The sequence below is a fragment of the Acinetobacter sp. genome (assembly GCF_050285345.1).
GTDB lineage: Bacteria > Pseudomonadota > Gammaproteobacteria > Pseudomonadales > Moraxellaceae > Acinetobacter.
Genome location: NZ_JBLZXR010000043.1, coordinates 1 through 15985, shown reverse-complemented (window position 1 = coordinate 15985; position 15985 = coordinate 1). Strand labels below are relative to the sequence as shown.

Genomic DNA, 15985 nt, shown 5'->3' with positions numbered 1-15985 from the left:
ACTTTTTCATAAAATAGACATTGCAAAATAGACAAAAATTGAAGTTTCAATTTGTATCGCTTTTTCACTTCTTGGGCATGAGATAAACCTTTAAGCCTGAGGGGTTACGCATTTCAAATTGCATCGCATAATGATATTTATTCAAGATCATTTTAAGTAAAGACAAGCCCAAACCGTGGCCTTTTTGCTGTGCCGATTTGCGCCAAAAACGTTGCCCCAAATACTGAATATCCTCTTGATTTAAGCGATCACCATTGTCCTGAATGATTACCATTGAATCCTGCATGGCAATCTCAATCTGTGAGGCATAGGCATGTAATAGGGCATTTTCAATTAAATTTTTTAAGATTGTATAAAGTGCAAATTCTGGCAGGGGAATGCTCGTCAGACTTTGCCAATCAATCTGTATTTTCTTGCTCGCTTCTGGATAGATTGTCGCTAAATCCTCCAAAACTTTTTCCAGTACATGGTTAATGTTTATTTCAGGCATCTTTTCTGTCAACGATCCATCGGCTTCAGACAGTAAAAGCAACTGTTCTAATAACTCTGCATAACGGCGGATACTACGATTGGCTTGTTCTAAATTGTGTTGTACCTTCGGTGAAGTTTCTTGTTGTGCCATGAGCTGCGCCAGTTGTACATGGGTCTTGATCGCAGTCAATGGACTGCGTAGTTCATGGGCGGCATAGGATGTAAATACTTTTTCATTTTCAAGGCTTTGATGTAACTTCTGAATCAATGTCATAGAGTTATTGACAAAGGGTTGTACTTCTTGAGGAATATTTTGTGGTTTTAAACGCGTAATATAGTCGGCAGCTGCATTTAAGTCTAAATCTGGCTGGCTTAAATGTGCAGCAATTTGATCTAGTGCTTTAAATTCTCGACGAATAATCCAAATAATCAAGGCAATGCAGATAATCAAAGACAGGATCAAGGGAATCAGGACAGACTGTAAAATCTGCTTGAGTAATGATTCACGCAAGAACATTCGTTCTGCGGCAACCACTTGTATGTCATTTTTACGCAGGACATAACTGCGCCATTCAACGCCACCTTGCTGCCATGTACTAAAGCCCAAAGGCTGCTGACTGAGATTGCTGGGTGCACCACGGGTTTTGGCGACAATATGTTGTCCCACCGAAATATCTGAACTAAATAAAGACACTTCGCATGCAATCAGTTGATCGGCATCGCTATTTTTCTGTGCTTGTTGCAGCGCGTAATCATCTAAGGTTTGCATAGGCAGTTGCTGAATTAAACGCGCCACCATTTGAGTCGATGCAGAAAGTCGTTGATCTAAAGTCTCTTGGAGTCTTTTTTGCAAATCAACATAGAGCCAAACAAAGACAAGACTCCACAGAACGACAAATACAGCCAGTAAACTGCTGACCAAACGCCATTTTAAACTGTAATTTTTCTGCATCTGGGCTTACTCAGCGGTTTTAAACATATAGCCGACACCACGAACCGTTTGAATAAAGTGAGCATCTAGTTTTTGTCTTAAATGATAAATATGTACATTTAACGCATTACTTTCAATACTGTCCTGATAACCATAAAGTTTATCGAGCAACTGTTCATTTTTTAAAATTTGATTGGGATGGCTCATAAATGTTTCAAGCAAACTATATTCACGTCTCGACAGTAAAATCGGGTGATTCTGATAAGTAACTTCTTGAGTATCTTTATTTAAAACGAGCGCGCCAAATTTTAAAATATTTGAAGAAAAACCACGATGTCGTCGACTTAGCGCATAAATTCGAGCAATCAATTCATCCAGTTCAAAAGGTTTAGTTAAATAATCATCTGCGCCAATATTCAGCGCTTCAACACATTGCTGTGTTTGCAGTCGTGCAGTTAACACCAAGACAGGAGTATGAATTTGATCTTGTCTCCACTGAGTCAATAAATCCAGACCGTCCTGATCTGGAAGTCCTAAGTCTAGCAGGCAAAGATCGACAGCACTGTGGCGAATAAAATAATCGGCATCACGCGCTGTACTGACATGCTCCACCGAGATATTTAAAAAATCCAAAGCGGCTTTAATGCCATCGGCGATATATGGATCATCTTCAACCAAAATGACAAACATATCGGCTCCTTATAAATATGCATTCATTTTATAAATGATTTATGCTGTTAATGCTCTCTTAATTTTGAGTTTTCCATAATAGGACCATTACAACGAATTGATGAATTAGAGACCCAACATGATGATGTGGCTGTTTAGAATATTTACAGTATTGGTAATCGCCATGTTGAACACCGCACATGCCGAATTTTTACCACCGGATCAGGCATTTCAATTTCAAGCCGAATCAACCCGTACTGACCAAGCCCATCTGACATGGAAAATTGCCGATGGCTATTATTTATATCATGATCAAATAAAAGTGAAGCAAGGAGATAAATCCTTAAGCTTGTCGCTACCAACACCAAAAGAAAAAGATGATCCAAATTTTGGCATAACTGACGTTCATTATGGAAAAGTTACGACCAATATCAGCACAAAACCAGATCAAAGTTATCACGTGCAATGGCAGGGCTGTGCAGAAAGTGGGCTATGTTATCCCGTTCAACGCATGACCATCCAAACGGATGCAGATGGTTTATTGCTCGGACAAAAACCTGCGCAGAAAAAGTTGCTTGAAGAATTAGAAACTGTTCCATCTCCTGCGACTTCGATTCTCCAAAATGCTGAAAAGCCTAAAAAAGAAAAAGATAAAGAACAAGAAGAAGCAGAAAAGAAATTGGAAGACAGCCCAACGATTTCAGCAGAGGCCGAACCTTCAGTAGTGAAGGAAAATCAGGCGTTAACAGTTGAAAGCACTCAGGAACTAAATTCACTCGACCAAGCTTCAAGTGAAGTCCAACCAGATACAGAAAAATCATCAAATACAGCAGAAGAAATAGTTAAGACGAATGTAGAAGAAACTACAAAGTTAGATTGGAACAATGACCAATTCTTTTTAAATTTGCTTTCCAGCAACAATTTATTTTTAAATTTACTGGTGTTCTTGGTACTCGGAGTATTACTGGCATTCCTTCCTTGTTCTTTGCCCTTAATTCCAATTTTGTCGAGTATTTTGGTGCAACGTCATCGCGGTTATCGAGCTGGGATCATCGCGGGGATGTTCGTGCTAGGTATGGCATTTGTTTATGCGATTATGGGACTCGCTGTCGCTCAGTTGGGCTATAACTTTCAACGTTGGCTACAAAGCCCAATTTTCATCAGTATTTTTGCCCTGTTATTCATTATCTTTGCCTTAAATTTATTCGGTGCTTTTCAATTATCGTTGCCACAAGGCTTGTTGCAACGTTTAGACCAATATCAGCAAAAACAAAAAGGCGGTACGCTCATTGGTTCACTGCTAATGGGTATGATCGCTGCGCTGATTGTAGGCCCATGTATGAGTGCACCATTGGCAGGTGCATTGTTGTTTGTTTCCAAGCTGAATCAACCGTTTATGGGTGCAAGTTATTTATTTGTACTTGGGTTGGGTATCGGTTTACCGCTATTTATTGCCTGCGTATTTGGCGCTCAATATTTGCCTAAACCGGGTGTCTGGATGGACCGCCTGAAATTTGCTTTTGGTTTTGTCATGCTCTTGTTGGCCGTATATTTCTTGCGTCCACTCTTAGCGAGCGTGATTTATTTCAGTGCAATTGGTCTTATCTTTTTAGTTATGACAGGTTATATCTTGTTGAAAATTCGACCGAAAGTTTCCCGTACTGTGACGCAGATACTCATTTTAGTTTTGAGTTTGGCAACAGCCGTTACAGGAGCTTGGTATTTAAAACAAGCATGGTCACAAGTCTATGCAACACAAGTCAATGAACGCTTAACTTGGCAAAAAGTACGCACACAGCAAGAATTACAGGCAGCATTGCAGGCTGTGCGTGGAAAGGCTGTAATTATTGATGTCTATGCAGACTGGTGCGTGGCGTGTCAGCCGATTGAAAATGAAGTTTTACCACGTGCGGATGTACAGCAGGCTTTAACATCAGTGGAACGAATTAAATTGGACATCACTGATTATCATGCCAGTCAGGATGAGCTGTTAAAAAAATGGCAGGTTTTAGGGCCGCCAACCATGATTTTACTCAACTCAGATCATCAAGAACTGCGTAATTTACGCTTAACAGGTACGTTTAGTGCAGAACAATTGATTGGCCGTTTACAGCAGTTTGATCAAGGAGAGCAGCCATGATCTCGAGTGAAGCGCTGCATATCGGCCCAATCATGCTGCCTTGGACTTTGGTTTTTCTTATTTTAGCCTTAATTGCTACATCATTAATGGGACGTTACGCCGGAAAACAATTGAAATGGCCAGAGTCCACCATGCGCACATTTCAAGATTCGATTTGGAGTAGCGTTTGGATTGGGATGATTGTCGCACGTGTGGTCTTTATTTTCTTGCATGCTGAGGCTTATTTCGCATCTCCAATCGATATGCTGAAGATTCAAGACAAAGGCTTTCACTTATTAAGTGGTGTTATCTTTGGTGCTTTATGGTTCTTTTGGAAGAATAAAGCCTTGGCGTTAAAGGCGAAAATCATCTTGCTCTTTACGTTCACGGTATTTCTGGGGATAGGCTTGGGGTTACAGGCCGTATTGCAAAAAGAAACCCATTATCCAGATTTAAAATTTAAACCACTGACTACAGCACATTTACCTAACAGCACAGCGATTGCATTAAACCAATTTAAAGGTCAGCCAACAGTTGTCAATTTATGGGCAAGCTGGTGTCCGCCTTGTCATCGTGAAATGCCGGTTTTAGCCAAAGCGCAGCAGCAACATGCTGACATTAATTTTGTGCTGCTTAATCAAGGAGAAGATGTTGAAACTGTAAAGAAATATTTACAGAAAAATCACTTCGCATTTAAACATGTACTTTTTGACCCAAACGGTGAGATGCCGCAGCAGATGAATACTTTTGGTTTGCCAACGACTTTCTTTTTTAATGCACAAGGACAATTGCTTGAGCGCCATCAAGGGGAATTGACCGCAGCCATGCTTCAGCAATACCTCAACAAGATTTCAGAAAACAATTAAATCAGGAAAATAGCATATGAACAAAATTCAACAGTTTTTAGCCCTCAATCTATGCTTCATGCTGAGCATGAATGTACAGGCTGACATTAAAAAACAAATTGAAAAGGAAGGATTTGTATTTGTAAAACAAATTCCTGCACCCACTGGTATGACTGGTTGGGTTGGACATCAAGATCAATATTCCAACACGGTATTTATTTCTAATGATCAGAAATACTACATTAAGGGCGAAATGTACGATGCACAGGGCAATAACCTGTCAAATGCATTGATCGAACAACATATGAAAAAAGCCGTCCTTGATGATGTATGGAAAACTTTAGAGTCGTCTACATGGATTCAAGATGGCCAAAAAAATGCACAACGCATTGTTTATGTGTTTTCTGACCCGAACTGTCCGTACTGTTATAAGTTCTGGCAAGCAGCGCGTCCTTGGGTTAAGGCGGGCAAAGTTCAATTGCGCCATATTCAAGTTGGTGTGATTCGTGATGAAAGTCGTGCCCAAGCTGCAGCCTTATTAATGTCAAAAAATCCTGAAGCTGAATTTTTAGAGCTTAATTCAAATAAAGGTAAAAAAAGTTTAAAGAAAGTTGAAAAAATACCTGCTGATATCGCGAAGAAAATTGATTTTAACGAAAGTCTCATGAGCAAATATGGTTTTTTCTCAACACCATCTATGGTCTGGAAAGACAGCAAAGGCGAGTTTAAGTCTGCGCAGGGAATGAGTGTTGATTTAAAAGAAATATTTGAAAATTAAGGATCATTGATCAAGAGCTTGAGCTGTTTAATCTAGCAGCTCTGTTGTTTTATTAGTTGAATCAAAAGGGCTTAATAATACCACATCGTAGTAATTCACCTTTATTCTTCCTAACTTCCCATTAATATATCTTGCTGGATATCGGCCTGTTTACGTAAATAATCCCAGACCAATTTAATTTTAGGCTCATGCTGTAAATCAACTAAAGTCAGCATCCAAAAGGTATGTGTAAAACAGACTTGATCACTTAAAACCTCACAGAGTTCAGGCTGATTGATTGCAATAAATCGAGGCAAAATCGCTAAACCAGCGCCTGAACTTACAGCAATTTGCTGAGCTAAAATACTATTACTTCGGAAACATGCGGTGAGCTGTAAGGGGAGTCGTTCAAGTCGGTAAAGTTCAGAGCTATAAACTAAATCATCAATATAATCGACAAAGCGATGCTCAGATAAATCTTCAACTTTTTTAATTTCAGGATTATTTTTTAAATATTGCTGGCTGCCATACAGTTTTAATGTGTAATTACTGAGCCGAGTAATAATATAAGGACCTGATTTTGGACGTTCGATGGAAATGACAATATCTGCTTCCCGATGAGATAAACGAATGGTTTTGGGCACTGGAATCAGGTCAATGCTAATCAATGGATAATGTTGGGAAAATTCTGCTAATAATCGAGTTAAATAGGCTGTTCCGAAACCTTCAGGAGCACCAATTCGGACTCTGCCCTGAAGTGGATTTGGCTTTTCAATCTGTAAAAAAGACTGTTCCATTTGCTCTACACGAGGAACTAAAGTTTTGCCTTCAGCCGTTAGTTCATAACCTGTCGCTTCACGTTTAAAAAGTTGCATACCCAGTGTCTGTTCAAGTGCTTGGATACGTCGTGCGACTGTACTGTGCTCAACACCCATGAGTCGAGCCGTATTCGTGAGCGTTTTAGCGCGCGCCAACACCAAAAAAAAGCGTAAATGATCCCAGTCGACTTTCATATATTGTTTAACGTCCTGTTAAATATTTATTCAATTTTATCTTGTGCAAATTTGCACAATCATCGTGCAACATTTTGCGTTGGTGGTCAAAGTTTTCTTTGTTAGTCTGTTGAAACAGCGTAAAAATACAGCAACAACTACGCGAAATAGAATATGAAATAAAACAGGCCATCGGGCATATATTGACAATAAAGATCACGGAGCGATCATGAACGCTATTCATCAACCCTATAAAAACACCCAACTCACTACGGCTAAACTGCTGATCAATGGTGAGTTTGTTGAGTCACAGACGAGCAATTGGAAAGACATAGTTAATCCCGCGACTCAAGAAGTGATTGGACAAGTGCCTTTCGCAACTCCTGAAGAAGTCAATGCAGCCATTGCTGCGGCACAGAATGCTTTTGCCAGCTGGCGACAAACACCAATTCAAGCGCGTATGCGCATTATGCTGAAATTGCAGGATTTAATCCGCAGCAATATGAAAAGCATTGCTCAAGTGCTGACTGCTGAACAAGGCAAAACACTAGCAGATGCGGAAGGAGATATTCAGCGCGGCTTAGAAGTAGTAGAGCATGCTTGCTCAGTCGGCACCTTACAAATGGGTGAGTATATTGAAGGGGTAGCACGAGGTGTTGATACCTATACCTTACAACAGCCTCTTGGTGTCTGTGCAGGTATTACGCCCTTTAACTTTCCTGCAATGATTCCATTGTGGATGTTCCCAATGGCGATTGTTTGCGGTAATACTTTTGTTTTGAAACCATCTGAACAAGATCCACTTTCAACCATGATGTTGGTTGAGCTGGCAATACAGGCCGGTATACCAGCAGGTGTATTGAACGTGGTACATGGCGGTAAAGAAGTCGTTGATATGTTATGTACCCATTCAGATATTAAAGCGATTTCTTTTGTCGGTTCTACAGCGGTTGGAACACATGTTTATAATCTCGCAGGACAGCATGGTAAACGTGTGCAGTCGATGATGGGGGCAAAAAACCATGTTGTCGTCATGCCTGACGCCAATAAAGAACAAACCTTAAATGCTTTAGTCGGTGCTGCATTTGGTGCGGCCGGACAGCGTTGTATGGCGCTTTCCGTTGCGGTGATGGTCGGTGAAACCAAACATTGGGTTGATGAATTGGTGACTAAAGCGAAAACACTGAGTGTAAATGCTGGACATGAGCCAAATACAGATGTAGGTCCGGTAATTTCACCTCAGGCTAAAGCGCGTGTCATCGATTTAATTAACAGTGGTATAGAGCAGGGTGCTGAAATCCTGTTGGATGGTCGCGATGTTCAAGTGAAAGGTTATGAGCAAGGTAATTTTGTCGGTCCAACGATCTTTAATCAGATCAATACCGAGATGCGAATCTATAAAGAAGAAATATTTGGTCCAGTCCTTGCGATTATTCATGTGGATAGCTTAGAGGAAGCGATTGCCTTAGTGAATAACAATCCATTTGGTAACGGTGTGGGACTATTTACCCAAAGTGGTACGACTGCACGAACCTTCCAAAATAGCATCGATATTGGTCAGGTTGGAATTAATATTCCAATTCCAGTACCGGTTCCATTCTTTAGCTTTACTGGTTCAAGAGGCTCGAAACTCGGTGATTTGGGGCCTTATGGCAAACAAGCTGTACAATTCTACACGCAGACAAAAACCATCACAAGCCGTTGGTTTGAGGACGATCAAGAAGCGGGTAGCGTCAATACCACCATTAGTCTGCGCTAAGGAGAAGAACCATGAAAATTGCTTTTATTGGTTTAGGAAATATGGGCGGTTCGATGGCGCAGAACCTGCTTAAATCAGGACAAACTGTTTTTGGCTATGATTTAAGTGAAGTGGCGTTACAGCATTTCGCGGAAGCTGGCGGGGTGGTTTGTGCCAGTCCACAAGCTGCTGCGAAAGAGGCGGATGTGGTCATTACTATGTTGCCTGCGGCTCAGCATGTCCGTGAGGTCTATTTAGGCGAGAACGGCGTCCTTGCGGTATTGAAAGCCGGCAGTTTATGTATTGATAGCAGCACGATTGATCCGCAAACCATTCAACAGATTGCTGAAATTGCCAAAACAAAAAATATTGCAGTATGTGATGCCCCTGTTTCAGGTGGGACACTTGGTGCAAAAGATGGCACCTTGACTTTTATGGTCGGTGCGGATGATGCAACTTTTGAAGCAACCAAACCAGTATTGAGTCTAATGGGAAAAAATCTGGTGCATTGTGGTGTAGTTGGGACAGGTCAAGTCGCTAAAATCTGTAATAACTTGATCTTAGGGATTTCAATGACGGCTGTTGCAGAAGGTATGGCACTTGGCGTGAAACTAGGTATTGATCCAAAGGCATTGGCAGGTGTGATTAATAGCTCTACTGGACGTTGCTGGAGTTCAGAAATTTATAACCCGTGGCCTGGAATTTGTGAAAACGCGCCTGCTTCACGTGGTTATAGTGATGGCTTTGCTTCACAGTTAATGTTGAAGGATTTAGGACTAGCTGTGGATGCAGCAAAACACGTTGATCAGTCTGTTGTTTTGGGTGAAAAAGTTCAAGAAATGTATCAAAAGCAAAGTGTGGGTGATACGGCTCGTTTAGATTTCTCCAGCATTATCCAACAATACGCATAAAAAGATTAATAAGCAAAAAGGGTAGCAAGGATTTGCTACCTCAAAAAATCAGTAAAAACAATATTTAGACTGAGGTAATGAGATGTTGAATTATCAGGAAGCGGTTCAGACATTTGATTTAAATACGGTTGCAAATGAGTTGTTATCTGGTTCATTGAACGAGCTCAATGCATGTTATGAATGCTGCGATCGTTATGCAGACACAGATAAAGTGGCGTTGTATTGGCATGCTAAAGATGGCCGTAAAGAACAATTTACTTTTGCGGAATTAAAGAAATATTCAAGCCAGTTTGCCAATTTTTTAAAATCCCAAGGTGTACAGGTGGGTGATCGAGTATCAGGGCTTTTACCTCGTACCGCAGAGTTGATTATTACCATTTTGGCGGCATGGCGAATCGGTGCAGTTTATCAGCCGTTATTTACCGCTTTTGGGCCTAAAGCGATTGAACATAGACTTAAACTCGCGGGCAGTAAATTTGTCGTGACCGATTTAGCAAATCGGGAAAAGTTAGTGGGTTTAGAAGATTGTCCGCCGATTGTGACCGTGCATGCGGAACAAGTGGTTGAGCAATATCCTCAAGATATCAGTTTTTGGGACGTGCTGAATCAGCAGTCAGATGCTTGTGAACTGGTGATGCGTCAGAGTAGTGATCCATTTTTATTAATGTTTACTTCAGGGACTACAGGCCCGGCAAAACCTTTGCAAGTGCCACACAAAGCTCTGGTTGCTTTTGGTCGTTATATGCAGGATGCCATCGGGTTAAAAGAGGATGATTCTTTTTGGAATATCGCGGATCCGGGTTGGGCCTATGGCTTGTATTACGGCATTACAGGGCCTTTATTCTTAGGGCATGCGACCTTGTTTTATGAAGGTGGTTTTAGCGTCGATAACGTTTGTCAGATTGTGCAGGAATATCAGATTAATAACTTGGCAGGTGCGCCAACGGCATATCGTATGATGATGGCGGCTGAACCTGAGAAAATGGCACCGCTTCGAGGCAAATTCCGCGTTGTGAGCAGTGCTGGTGAGCCACTAAATCCTGAAGTGATTCGTTGGTTTGAACAAGCTTTAGATGCTCCAATTTTTGATCATTATGGTCAGACTGAAACAGGAATGGTGGTGTGTAATCATCATGCATTATCACACCCCGTACATGCCGGTTCAGCGGGTTTTGCAAGTCCTGGGTATCGAATTGCCGTGGTGAATGAACAAGGCCAAGAACTGCCAGCAGACACACCTGGAATTTTAGCTGTAGATGTCAACCAGTCGCCAATGATGTGGTTTTCAGGTTATGTGGAAAGCCGTAAATCACCCTTTATTGGCCAGTATTATCTGACCGGTGATACTGCAGAAATTCATGAAGATGGCAGTATGAGTTTTGTCGGGCGTAGTGATGATGTGATCACCACTTCTGGCTATCGTGTTGGGCCATTTGATGTCGAGAGTGCCTTGCTGGAGCATGATGCTGTGGTCGAAGCGGCTGTGATTGGTGTGCCTGATCCTGAACGTACAGAGGTGATTAAGGCATTTGTGATTTTAGCAAATCATGCTCAAGCTTCATCCAATTTAGAGGAAGAATTGGGGCAATTTGTGAAAAAACGTTTGTCCGCGCATGCTTATCCACGGTTGGTTGAATTTGTGAGTGAATTACCCAAAACACCGAGTGGAAAAATTCAACGGTTTTTATTACGAAATCAGGAAATTAGCAAACAACAAGAACGTTTGAATCAAGCCGTTTGACTCAGCACTGATGAGTGAAATACTGAACAGAAATATTTATTGATAAGAAGATGAGAATAAGACAGAAGCATTATATTTCAAGGCTTATTCTCATCTTAAAATAGTGATTTAAAACATATTCATAAATAGTAAAGCATAAGACGTTGATAGGAAGAAAACATGCATTTCACGGAAGAACAACAACTGATTCAAGATATGGCAAAAAGTTTTGCACAAGAACAAATTAAGCCAAATGCAAGTGAATGGGATCAAAAAGGAATTTTTCCGAAAGATGCTTTGGCACAGATGGGTGAACTAGGTTTTTTAGGCATGTTGGTTCCTGAAGAATGGGGCGGCTCAGGTACGGGAACGCTGGCTTATGTTTTGGCACTTGAGGAAGTTGCAGCAGCAGATGGTGCGACCTCAGCCATTATGAGTGTGCATAACTCAGTCGGCTGTGTGCCTATTTTAAAGTTTGGTACAGAAGAGCAAAAACAGAAATATTTAATGCCTCTTGCACGTGGTGAAATGATCGGTGCATTTGCTTTGACTGAGCCGCATACAGGTTCAGATGCAGCCGCAATTAAGACTCGAGCGATTAAAGATGGTGATCATTACATTATTAATGGTGCGAAGCAGTTTATTACATCCGGTCATAATGCAGGGATGATTATTGTTTTTGCAGTGACTGATCCGACTGCGGGTAAAAAGGGGATGAGCGCATTTTTAGTACCACGAGATACCGCAGGCTATGAAGTCATCCGTGTGGAAGAAAAATTAGGATTGCATGCTTCCGATACCTGTCAAATTGCGCTAACTGATGTTCGCTTGCATGAAAGTATGCGTTTGGGCGCTGAAGGCGATGGTTTAAAAATTGCACTTGCCAATCTTGAAGGTGGTCGTATCGGTATTGCAGCTCAAGCGGTTGGGTTAGCGCGTGCAGCGTTAGAAGAGGCGACACGTTATGCACATGAACGTACAGCTTTTGGCAAAACCATCTTTGAACAGCAGGCCATTTCATTTCGTTTAGCCGGTATGAAAACAGAAATTGAAGCTGCACGTCAGTTGGTTCACTTTGCCGCGCGTAAAAAGGAAGCAGGTGAGCCTTGTTTAACAGAAGCTTCAATGGCAAAGCTATTTTCTTCGGAAATGGCCGAGCGAGTCTGCTCTAAAGCCTTACAAATATTTGGTGGCTATGGTTATCTCAAAGATTTCCCGATTGAACGGATTTATCGTGATGCACGTATTTGCCAAATTTATGAAGGTACGAGTGATATTCAACGCTTAGTGATCGCACGCAGTTTATAAGATAAAAAAGGATATTTTTATGCAATGGCAAACTATTTTATTAGAACAACGTAATGGCGTCGGGTTGATTACATTAAATCGTCCACAAGCCTTAAATGCACTGAACAACCAACTGATTATTGAAGTCAATCAAGCACTGGATCAACTTGAAAAAGATCCGAGCATTGGCTGTATTGTGCTGACAGGTTCCCAAAAAGCGTTTGCAGCTGGCGCCGATATTAAAGAAATGGCGGACTTAAACTTTCCACAAATTTATCTGGATGATTTTTTCAGCCTTGCTGATCGAATTGCTCAACGCCGTAAGCCTTTGATCGCAGCTGTAAGTGGCTATGCTTTGGGTGGCGGTTGTGAATTAGCATTAATGTGCGATTTTATTTATTGTGCTGATAATGCCAAATTTGGTTTACCCGAAGTGACCTTGGGCGTACTTCCTGGGATTGGAGGTACGCAGCGTTTAACTTTAGCCATTGGCAAAGCAAAAGCCATGGAAATGTGTCTGACCGCACGACACATGGGTGCTCAAGAAGCAGAACAAAGTGGCTTGGTTGCGCAAGTATTTACACAAGAAGAATTGCTTGAACAAACGTTGCAAGCAGCCGAAAAAATTGCTGAAAAATCTCTAACGGCTGTAATGATGATTAAAGAGTCCATTAATCGGGCATTTGAAGTGAGCCTTGCAGAAGGTCTACGATTTGAACGAAGAGTATTCCATTCAATTTTTGCAGGTTCCGATCAGAAAGAAGGGATGCGTGCATTTGTTGAAAAGCGTCCTGCCAAATTTACTCATCAATAAGGGAAATCATCATGAGTAATGAAAATAATTTGATCACAACAGTTCAAGGCGGTTTAGGCATTATTAGTCTAGATCGTACAACGCATTTAAATGCGCTGTCTCTGCCGATGATTCAGGGAATTACCACTCAGCTAGAAAATTGGAGTGATATGCCTGAAATACAGGCGGTATTAATCAATTCCAACAGTCCTAAAGCTTTTTGCGCAGGTGGAGATATTCGTTATTTGTATGACAGCTATAAAGCAGGAAATACGCAATATCAGGACTACTTTGCTGCCGAATATGTCATGCTGAATACTTTGCATCAGTTTGCCAAGCCCGTCATTGTGTTGCTTGATGGCTATGTGTTAGGGGGCGGATTTGGCCTAGCGCAAGCCTGTCATATTCAGGTTACCAGTGAAAAATCACGTTTTGCGATGCCAGAAACGGCAATTGGTTTTTTCCCTGACGTCGGTGCGACACACTTTTTGTCACGACTTGATGAAATTGGTGTTTATCTAGCCCTTACGGGAGAGCAAATCAGCAGCAGCGATGCGCTGTATTTAGATCTCGTCGATTATCATTTACCGAGTGAACGCTTTCCTGAATTGCAGGCAGCCTTGATCGCGGCATCCTCTTTAAACCCTACTGAAATCAGAAAAATTATTAGTGGTTTTATCACTACGCCTGCAGAAAGTGAACTCCAGACATTGGCAGATCACATTCATAAGCATTTTGCCTATCAGGACCTTGATGAAATTGAACGAAGCTTGACCCATGAAACTGATGCTAATGACCAAAGTTGGGCAGATAAGACGTTGAATACTTTGAAACAGCGTCCTTTAATCGCGAAGCAAACGAGTTTGAAATTACAGCAAATAGGACAAAATTTGTCTCTTGAGAAATGTATGCAGCTTGAGCGGGATTTACAGGATATCTGGTTTGAGCAAGGAGATTTTATCGAGGGTGTGCGGGCTTTAATTGTTGATAAAGATAAAAATCCACAGTGGCAAACAGAGAATTCAAAATTTGAGAAAACTTTGGAAAAGTTGTGGCCATTGTGGAGTAAGCAGTCTATAGAACACAGGTATAACACGGTTGTTTAAGACCTCGACGAACCCAGTCCATACAAGTCTCAAATACAATAATTGATTGATATGATTTTTAGGCTTGTATGGTTTTAGAGGATGGTCAGCTTTTTTAGTTAGAGTTATAACCAAATTTCCTTGTTAATGAACTGACCCCTATAAGTTGGACACAACTTGTAGGGTATTTTTATGAAATACGATTTAAAGTTCAAGCAAGCTGTCATTGCATATTATGCTCAAGGGCAGACATACTCTTCAACAGCCAAACATTTTGCAGTCAATGAGAAAGATGTTTCTAAGTGGGTAAAACAATTCGAATCGGGCGGTATAGATGCAATAAAGCCGAAATCCAGCAAGACCATTTACAGCACTGAATTTAAACTCAATGTACTCAAAGTAATGAAAAAAGAAGGCTTAAGTTTATCTGATACAGCACTCAAGTTTAATATTTCATCACCAAGTTTGATTGGCGTATGGCGTAAAATTTATAAAACAGATGGTATTCTTGGATTAAAACACAATCCCAAAGGCAGACCATCCATGTCAAAAAACAAACATCAATATATTGTTAATAAGCCTGATCATGAAAAAACACATGCTGAACTTCAACGTGAATTACAATATTTACGTGCCGAGAATGCTTACCTAAAAAAGCTCGATGCCTTGCTGAATCCCCCAAAAAAGACCAACAAGCAAGGCTGATTCATGATTTAAGTAAAGATTTTCCATTACCTTTACTGTTATCTATCGGTAATTTAGCCAAAAGTAGCTTCTATTATCACAAGGTAAAGCTTGATGTGACCGATAAATATGCAGAGCTAAAACAGCAAATTCATCAAATTTACCATCAACATAAAGGTAGATATGGTTATCGGCGAATTACCTTAGCTTTAAAACAGCAAGGAATTACGCATAATCACAAATTAATTGCCAAACTCATGAAAATTCAAGGTTTAACATCATTAATTCGACGTAAGAAATACAATTCTTACAAAGGTACATCGAACAAAATAGTTAAAAATAAACTCAAACGTAGATTTAAAGCGAAACACTCGAATATGCGTTGGCTGACAGATATAACGGAATTTAAAGTTGCGGATACGAAGCTGTATTTATCCCCAATTTTAGACTGTTACAACAATGAAATTGTGAGTTATACACTTTCCAGACGCCCAGTATTTGCATTTGTTAAAGACATGCTTGATCAAGCAATAGGCCAATTACCCAGCATACGCAAATATAAGCTTATGCTACATTCCGACCAAGGTTGGCATTATCAAATGAGTCAGTTTAGGAAGATTCTTAAACAGAATAATATTAAGCAGAGTATGAGTAGAAAAGGAAATTGTTGGGATAATGCTTTGATGGAGAATTTCTTTGGGACATTAAAATCAGAGACGATTTATCTTGAGAAACCCAAAAGTATCGAGGAATTAGAACAACAAATTCATGATTACATCCATTATTATAATCATGAAAGAATACAACTAAATTTAAAAGGATTGAGCCCTGTTCAATTCAGAACTCAATCCTGTTGTTAACTAAACTGTCCAAGATTTGGGGTTCAGTTCATAATAACGTATCTTTCGAGGGCGTTCAAAATTCTGTGTCAGTAAATTTGACTAGATTTTAATTATATCATCTAATCGACCTTCAAAGTAAAT

General features: G+C 40.6%; 14 protein-coding genes. 11 read left to right on the top strand and 3 right to left on the bottom strand.

Features of this window, described 5'->3' with window-relative positions; translation table 11 throughout:
• Positions 1-64: 64 nt before the first annotated feature.
• Positions 65-1423: an ATP-binding protein gene (locus ACN6OV_RS04005; protein WP_427949826.1), complete on the bottom strand. Its 1359-nt coding sequence runs from the start codon at positions 1421-1423 to the stop codon at positions 65-67.
• Positions 1424-1429: 6 nt separating this feature from the next.
• Entirely contained in the window at positions 1430-2092 is a 663-nt protein-coding gene (locus ACN6OV_RS04000) for a response regulator (protein WP_427949825.1), read from the bottom strand.
• A gap of 163 nt (positions 2093-2255) precedes the next feature.
• Between ACN6OV_RS04000 and dsbD the strand changes: the two genes are divergently transcribed.
• Genes dsbD through dsbG form a run of 3 tightly spaced genes read left to right on the top strand, consistent with a single transcriptional unit; the run spans position 2256 to position 5813 of the window.
• Complete coding sequence (gene dsbD / locus ACN6OV_RS03995) at positions 2256-4211, top strand: protein-disulfide reductase DsbD (RefSeq protein ID WP_427949824.1); 1956 nt, start codon at positions 2256-2258, stop codon at positions 4209-4211.
• Positions 4208-5056, top strand: coding sequence for a prolipoprotein diacylglyceryl transferase family protein (locus ACN6OV_RS03990; RefSeq protein WP_427949823.1), 849 nt, complete (start codon positions 4208-4210; stop codon positions 5054-5056). The genes dsbD and ACN6OV_RS03990 overlap by 4 nt, the downstream gene beginning before the upstream one ends.
• Positions 5057-5072: 16 nt before the next feature.
• Positions 5073-5813 carry a thiol:disulfide interchange protein DsbG gene (gene dsbG / locus ACN6OV_RS03985; RefSeq protein WP_427949821.1) on the top strand — a complete coding sequence of 247 codons (741 nt, stop codon included), beginning with the start codon at positions 5073-5075 and terminating at the stop codon, positions 5811-5813.
• A gap of 110 nt (positions 5814-5923) precedes the next feature.
• On the opposite strand, the gene ACN6OV_RS03980 is transcribed toward dsbG, so the two are convergent.
• Entirely contained in the window at positions 5924-6805 is an 882-nt protein-coding gene (locus ACN6OV_RS03980) for a LysR family transcriptional regulator (protein WP_427949819.1), read from the bottom strand.
• A gap of 208 nt (positions 6806-7013) precedes the next feature.
• On the opposite strand from ACN6OV_RS03980, the gene ACN6OV_RS03975 reads away from it, so the two are divergent.
• The 8 genes from ACN6OV_RS03975 (at position 7014) to ACN6OV_RS03940 (ending at position 15862) form a co-directional block, all read left to right on the top strand.
• Positions 7014-8543: a CoA-acylating methylmalonate-semialdehyde dehydrogenase gene (locus tag ACN6OV_RS03975; RefSeq protein ID WP_427949818.1), complete on the top strand. Its 1530-nt coding sequence runs from the start codon at positions 7014-7016 to the stop codon at positions 8541-8543.
• An 11-nt stretch (positions 8544-8554) separates the two neighbouring features.
• Positions 8555-9433, top strand: coding sequence for a 3-hydroxyisobutyrate dehydrogenase (gene mmsB / locus ACN6OV_RS03970; protein ID WP_427949816.1), 879 nt, complete (start codon positions 8555-8557; stop codon positions 9431-9433).
• A gap of 82 nt (positions 9434-9515) precedes the next feature.
• Complete coding sequence (locus tag ACN6OV_RS03965) at positions 9516-11174, top strand: AMP-binding protein (RefSeq protein WP_427949814.1); 1659 nt, start codon at positions 9516-9518, stop codon at positions 11172-11174.
• Between the two features lie 159 nt (positions 11175-11333).
• On the top strand, positions 11334-12461 hold the full coding sequence (locus ACN6OV_RS03960; protein ID WP_427949813.1) for an acyl-CoA dehydrogenase family protein: 1128 nt from the start codon (positions 11334-11336) through the stop codon (positions 12459-12461).
• A gap of 19 nt (positions 12462-12480) precedes the next feature.
• Entirely contained in the window at positions 12481-13254 is a 774-nt protein-coding gene (locus tag ACN6OV_RS03955) for an enoyl-CoA hydratase (RefSeq protein WP_427949811.1), read from the top strand.
• A gap of 11 nt (positions 13255-13265) precedes the next feature.
• Positions 13266-14339, top strand: a complete 1074-nt coding sequence (locus ACN6OV_RS03950; RefSeq protein ID WP_427949810.1) for an enoyl-CoA hydratase/isomerase family protein — start codon at positions 13266-13268, stop codon at positions 14337-14339.
• Between the two features lie 171 nt (positions 14340-14510).
• A complete protein-coding gene (locus ACN6OV_RS03945; protein WP_427949585.1) occupies positions 14511-15023 on the top strand; it encodes a helix-turn-helix domain-containing protein in 513 nt (170 codons plus the stop codon).
• On the top strand, positions 14936-15862 hold the full coding sequence (locus tag ACN6OV_RS03940) for an IS3 family transposase (RefSeq protein ID WP_427949849.1): 927 nt from the start codon (positions 14936-14938) through the stop codon (positions 15860-15862). The genes ACN6OV_RS03945 and ACN6OV_RS03940 overlap by 88 nt, the downstream gene beginning before the upstream one ends.
• Positions 15863-15985 lie beyond the last annotated feature (123 nt).

Coding starts and splice junctions, on each gene's coding strand:
- ACN6OV_RS04005 (WP_427949826.1), bottom strand. CDS start 1,423: ATGCAGAAAAATTACAGTTTAAAATGGCGTTTGGTCAGCAGTTTACTG.
- ACN6OV_RS04000 (WP_427949825.1), bottom strand. CDS start 2,092: ATGTTTGTCATTTTGGTTGAAGATGATCCATATATCGCCGATGGCATT.
- dsbD (WP_427949824.1), top strand. CDS start 2,256: ATGTTGAACACCGCACATGCCGAATTTTTACCACCGGATCAGGCATTT.
- ACN6OV_RS03990 (WP_427949823.1), top strand. CDS start 4,208: ATGATCTCGAGTGAAGCGCTGCATATCGGCCCAATCATGCTGCCTTGG.
- dsbG (WP_427949821.1), top strand. CDS start 5,073: ATGAACAAAATTCAACAGTTTTTAGCCCTCAATCTATGCTTCATGCTG.
- ACN6OV_RS03980 (WP_427949819.1), bottom strand. CDS start 6,805: ATGAAAGTCGACTGGGATCATTTACGCTTTTTTTTGGTGTTGGCGCGC.
- ACN6OV_RS03975 (WP_427949818.1), top strand. CDS start 7,014: ATGAACGCTATTCATCAACCCTATAAAAACACCCAACTCACTACGGCT.
- mmsB (WP_427949816.1), top strand. CDS start 8,555: ATGAAAATTGCTTTTATTGGTTTAGGAAATATGGGCGGTTCGATGGCG.
- ACN6OV_RS03965 (WP_427949814.1), top strand. CDS start 9,516: ATGTTGAATTATCAGGAAGCGGTTCAGACATTTGATTTAAATACGGTT.
- ACN6OV_RS03960 (WP_427949813.1), top strand. CDS start 11,334: ATGCATTTCACGGAAGAACAACAACTGATTCAAGATATGGCAAAAAGT.
- ACN6OV_RS03955 (WP_427949811.1), top strand. CDS start 12,481: ATGCAATGGCAAACTATTTTATTAGAACAACGTAATGGCGTCGGGTTG.
- ACN6OV_RS03950 (WP_427949810.1), top strand. CDS start 13,266: ATGAGTAATGAAAATAATTTGATCACAACAGTTCAAGGCGGTTTAGGC.
- ACN6OV_RS03945 (WP_427949585.1), top strand. CDS start 14,511: ATGAAATACGATTTAAAGTTCAAGCAAGCTGTCATTGCATATTATGCT.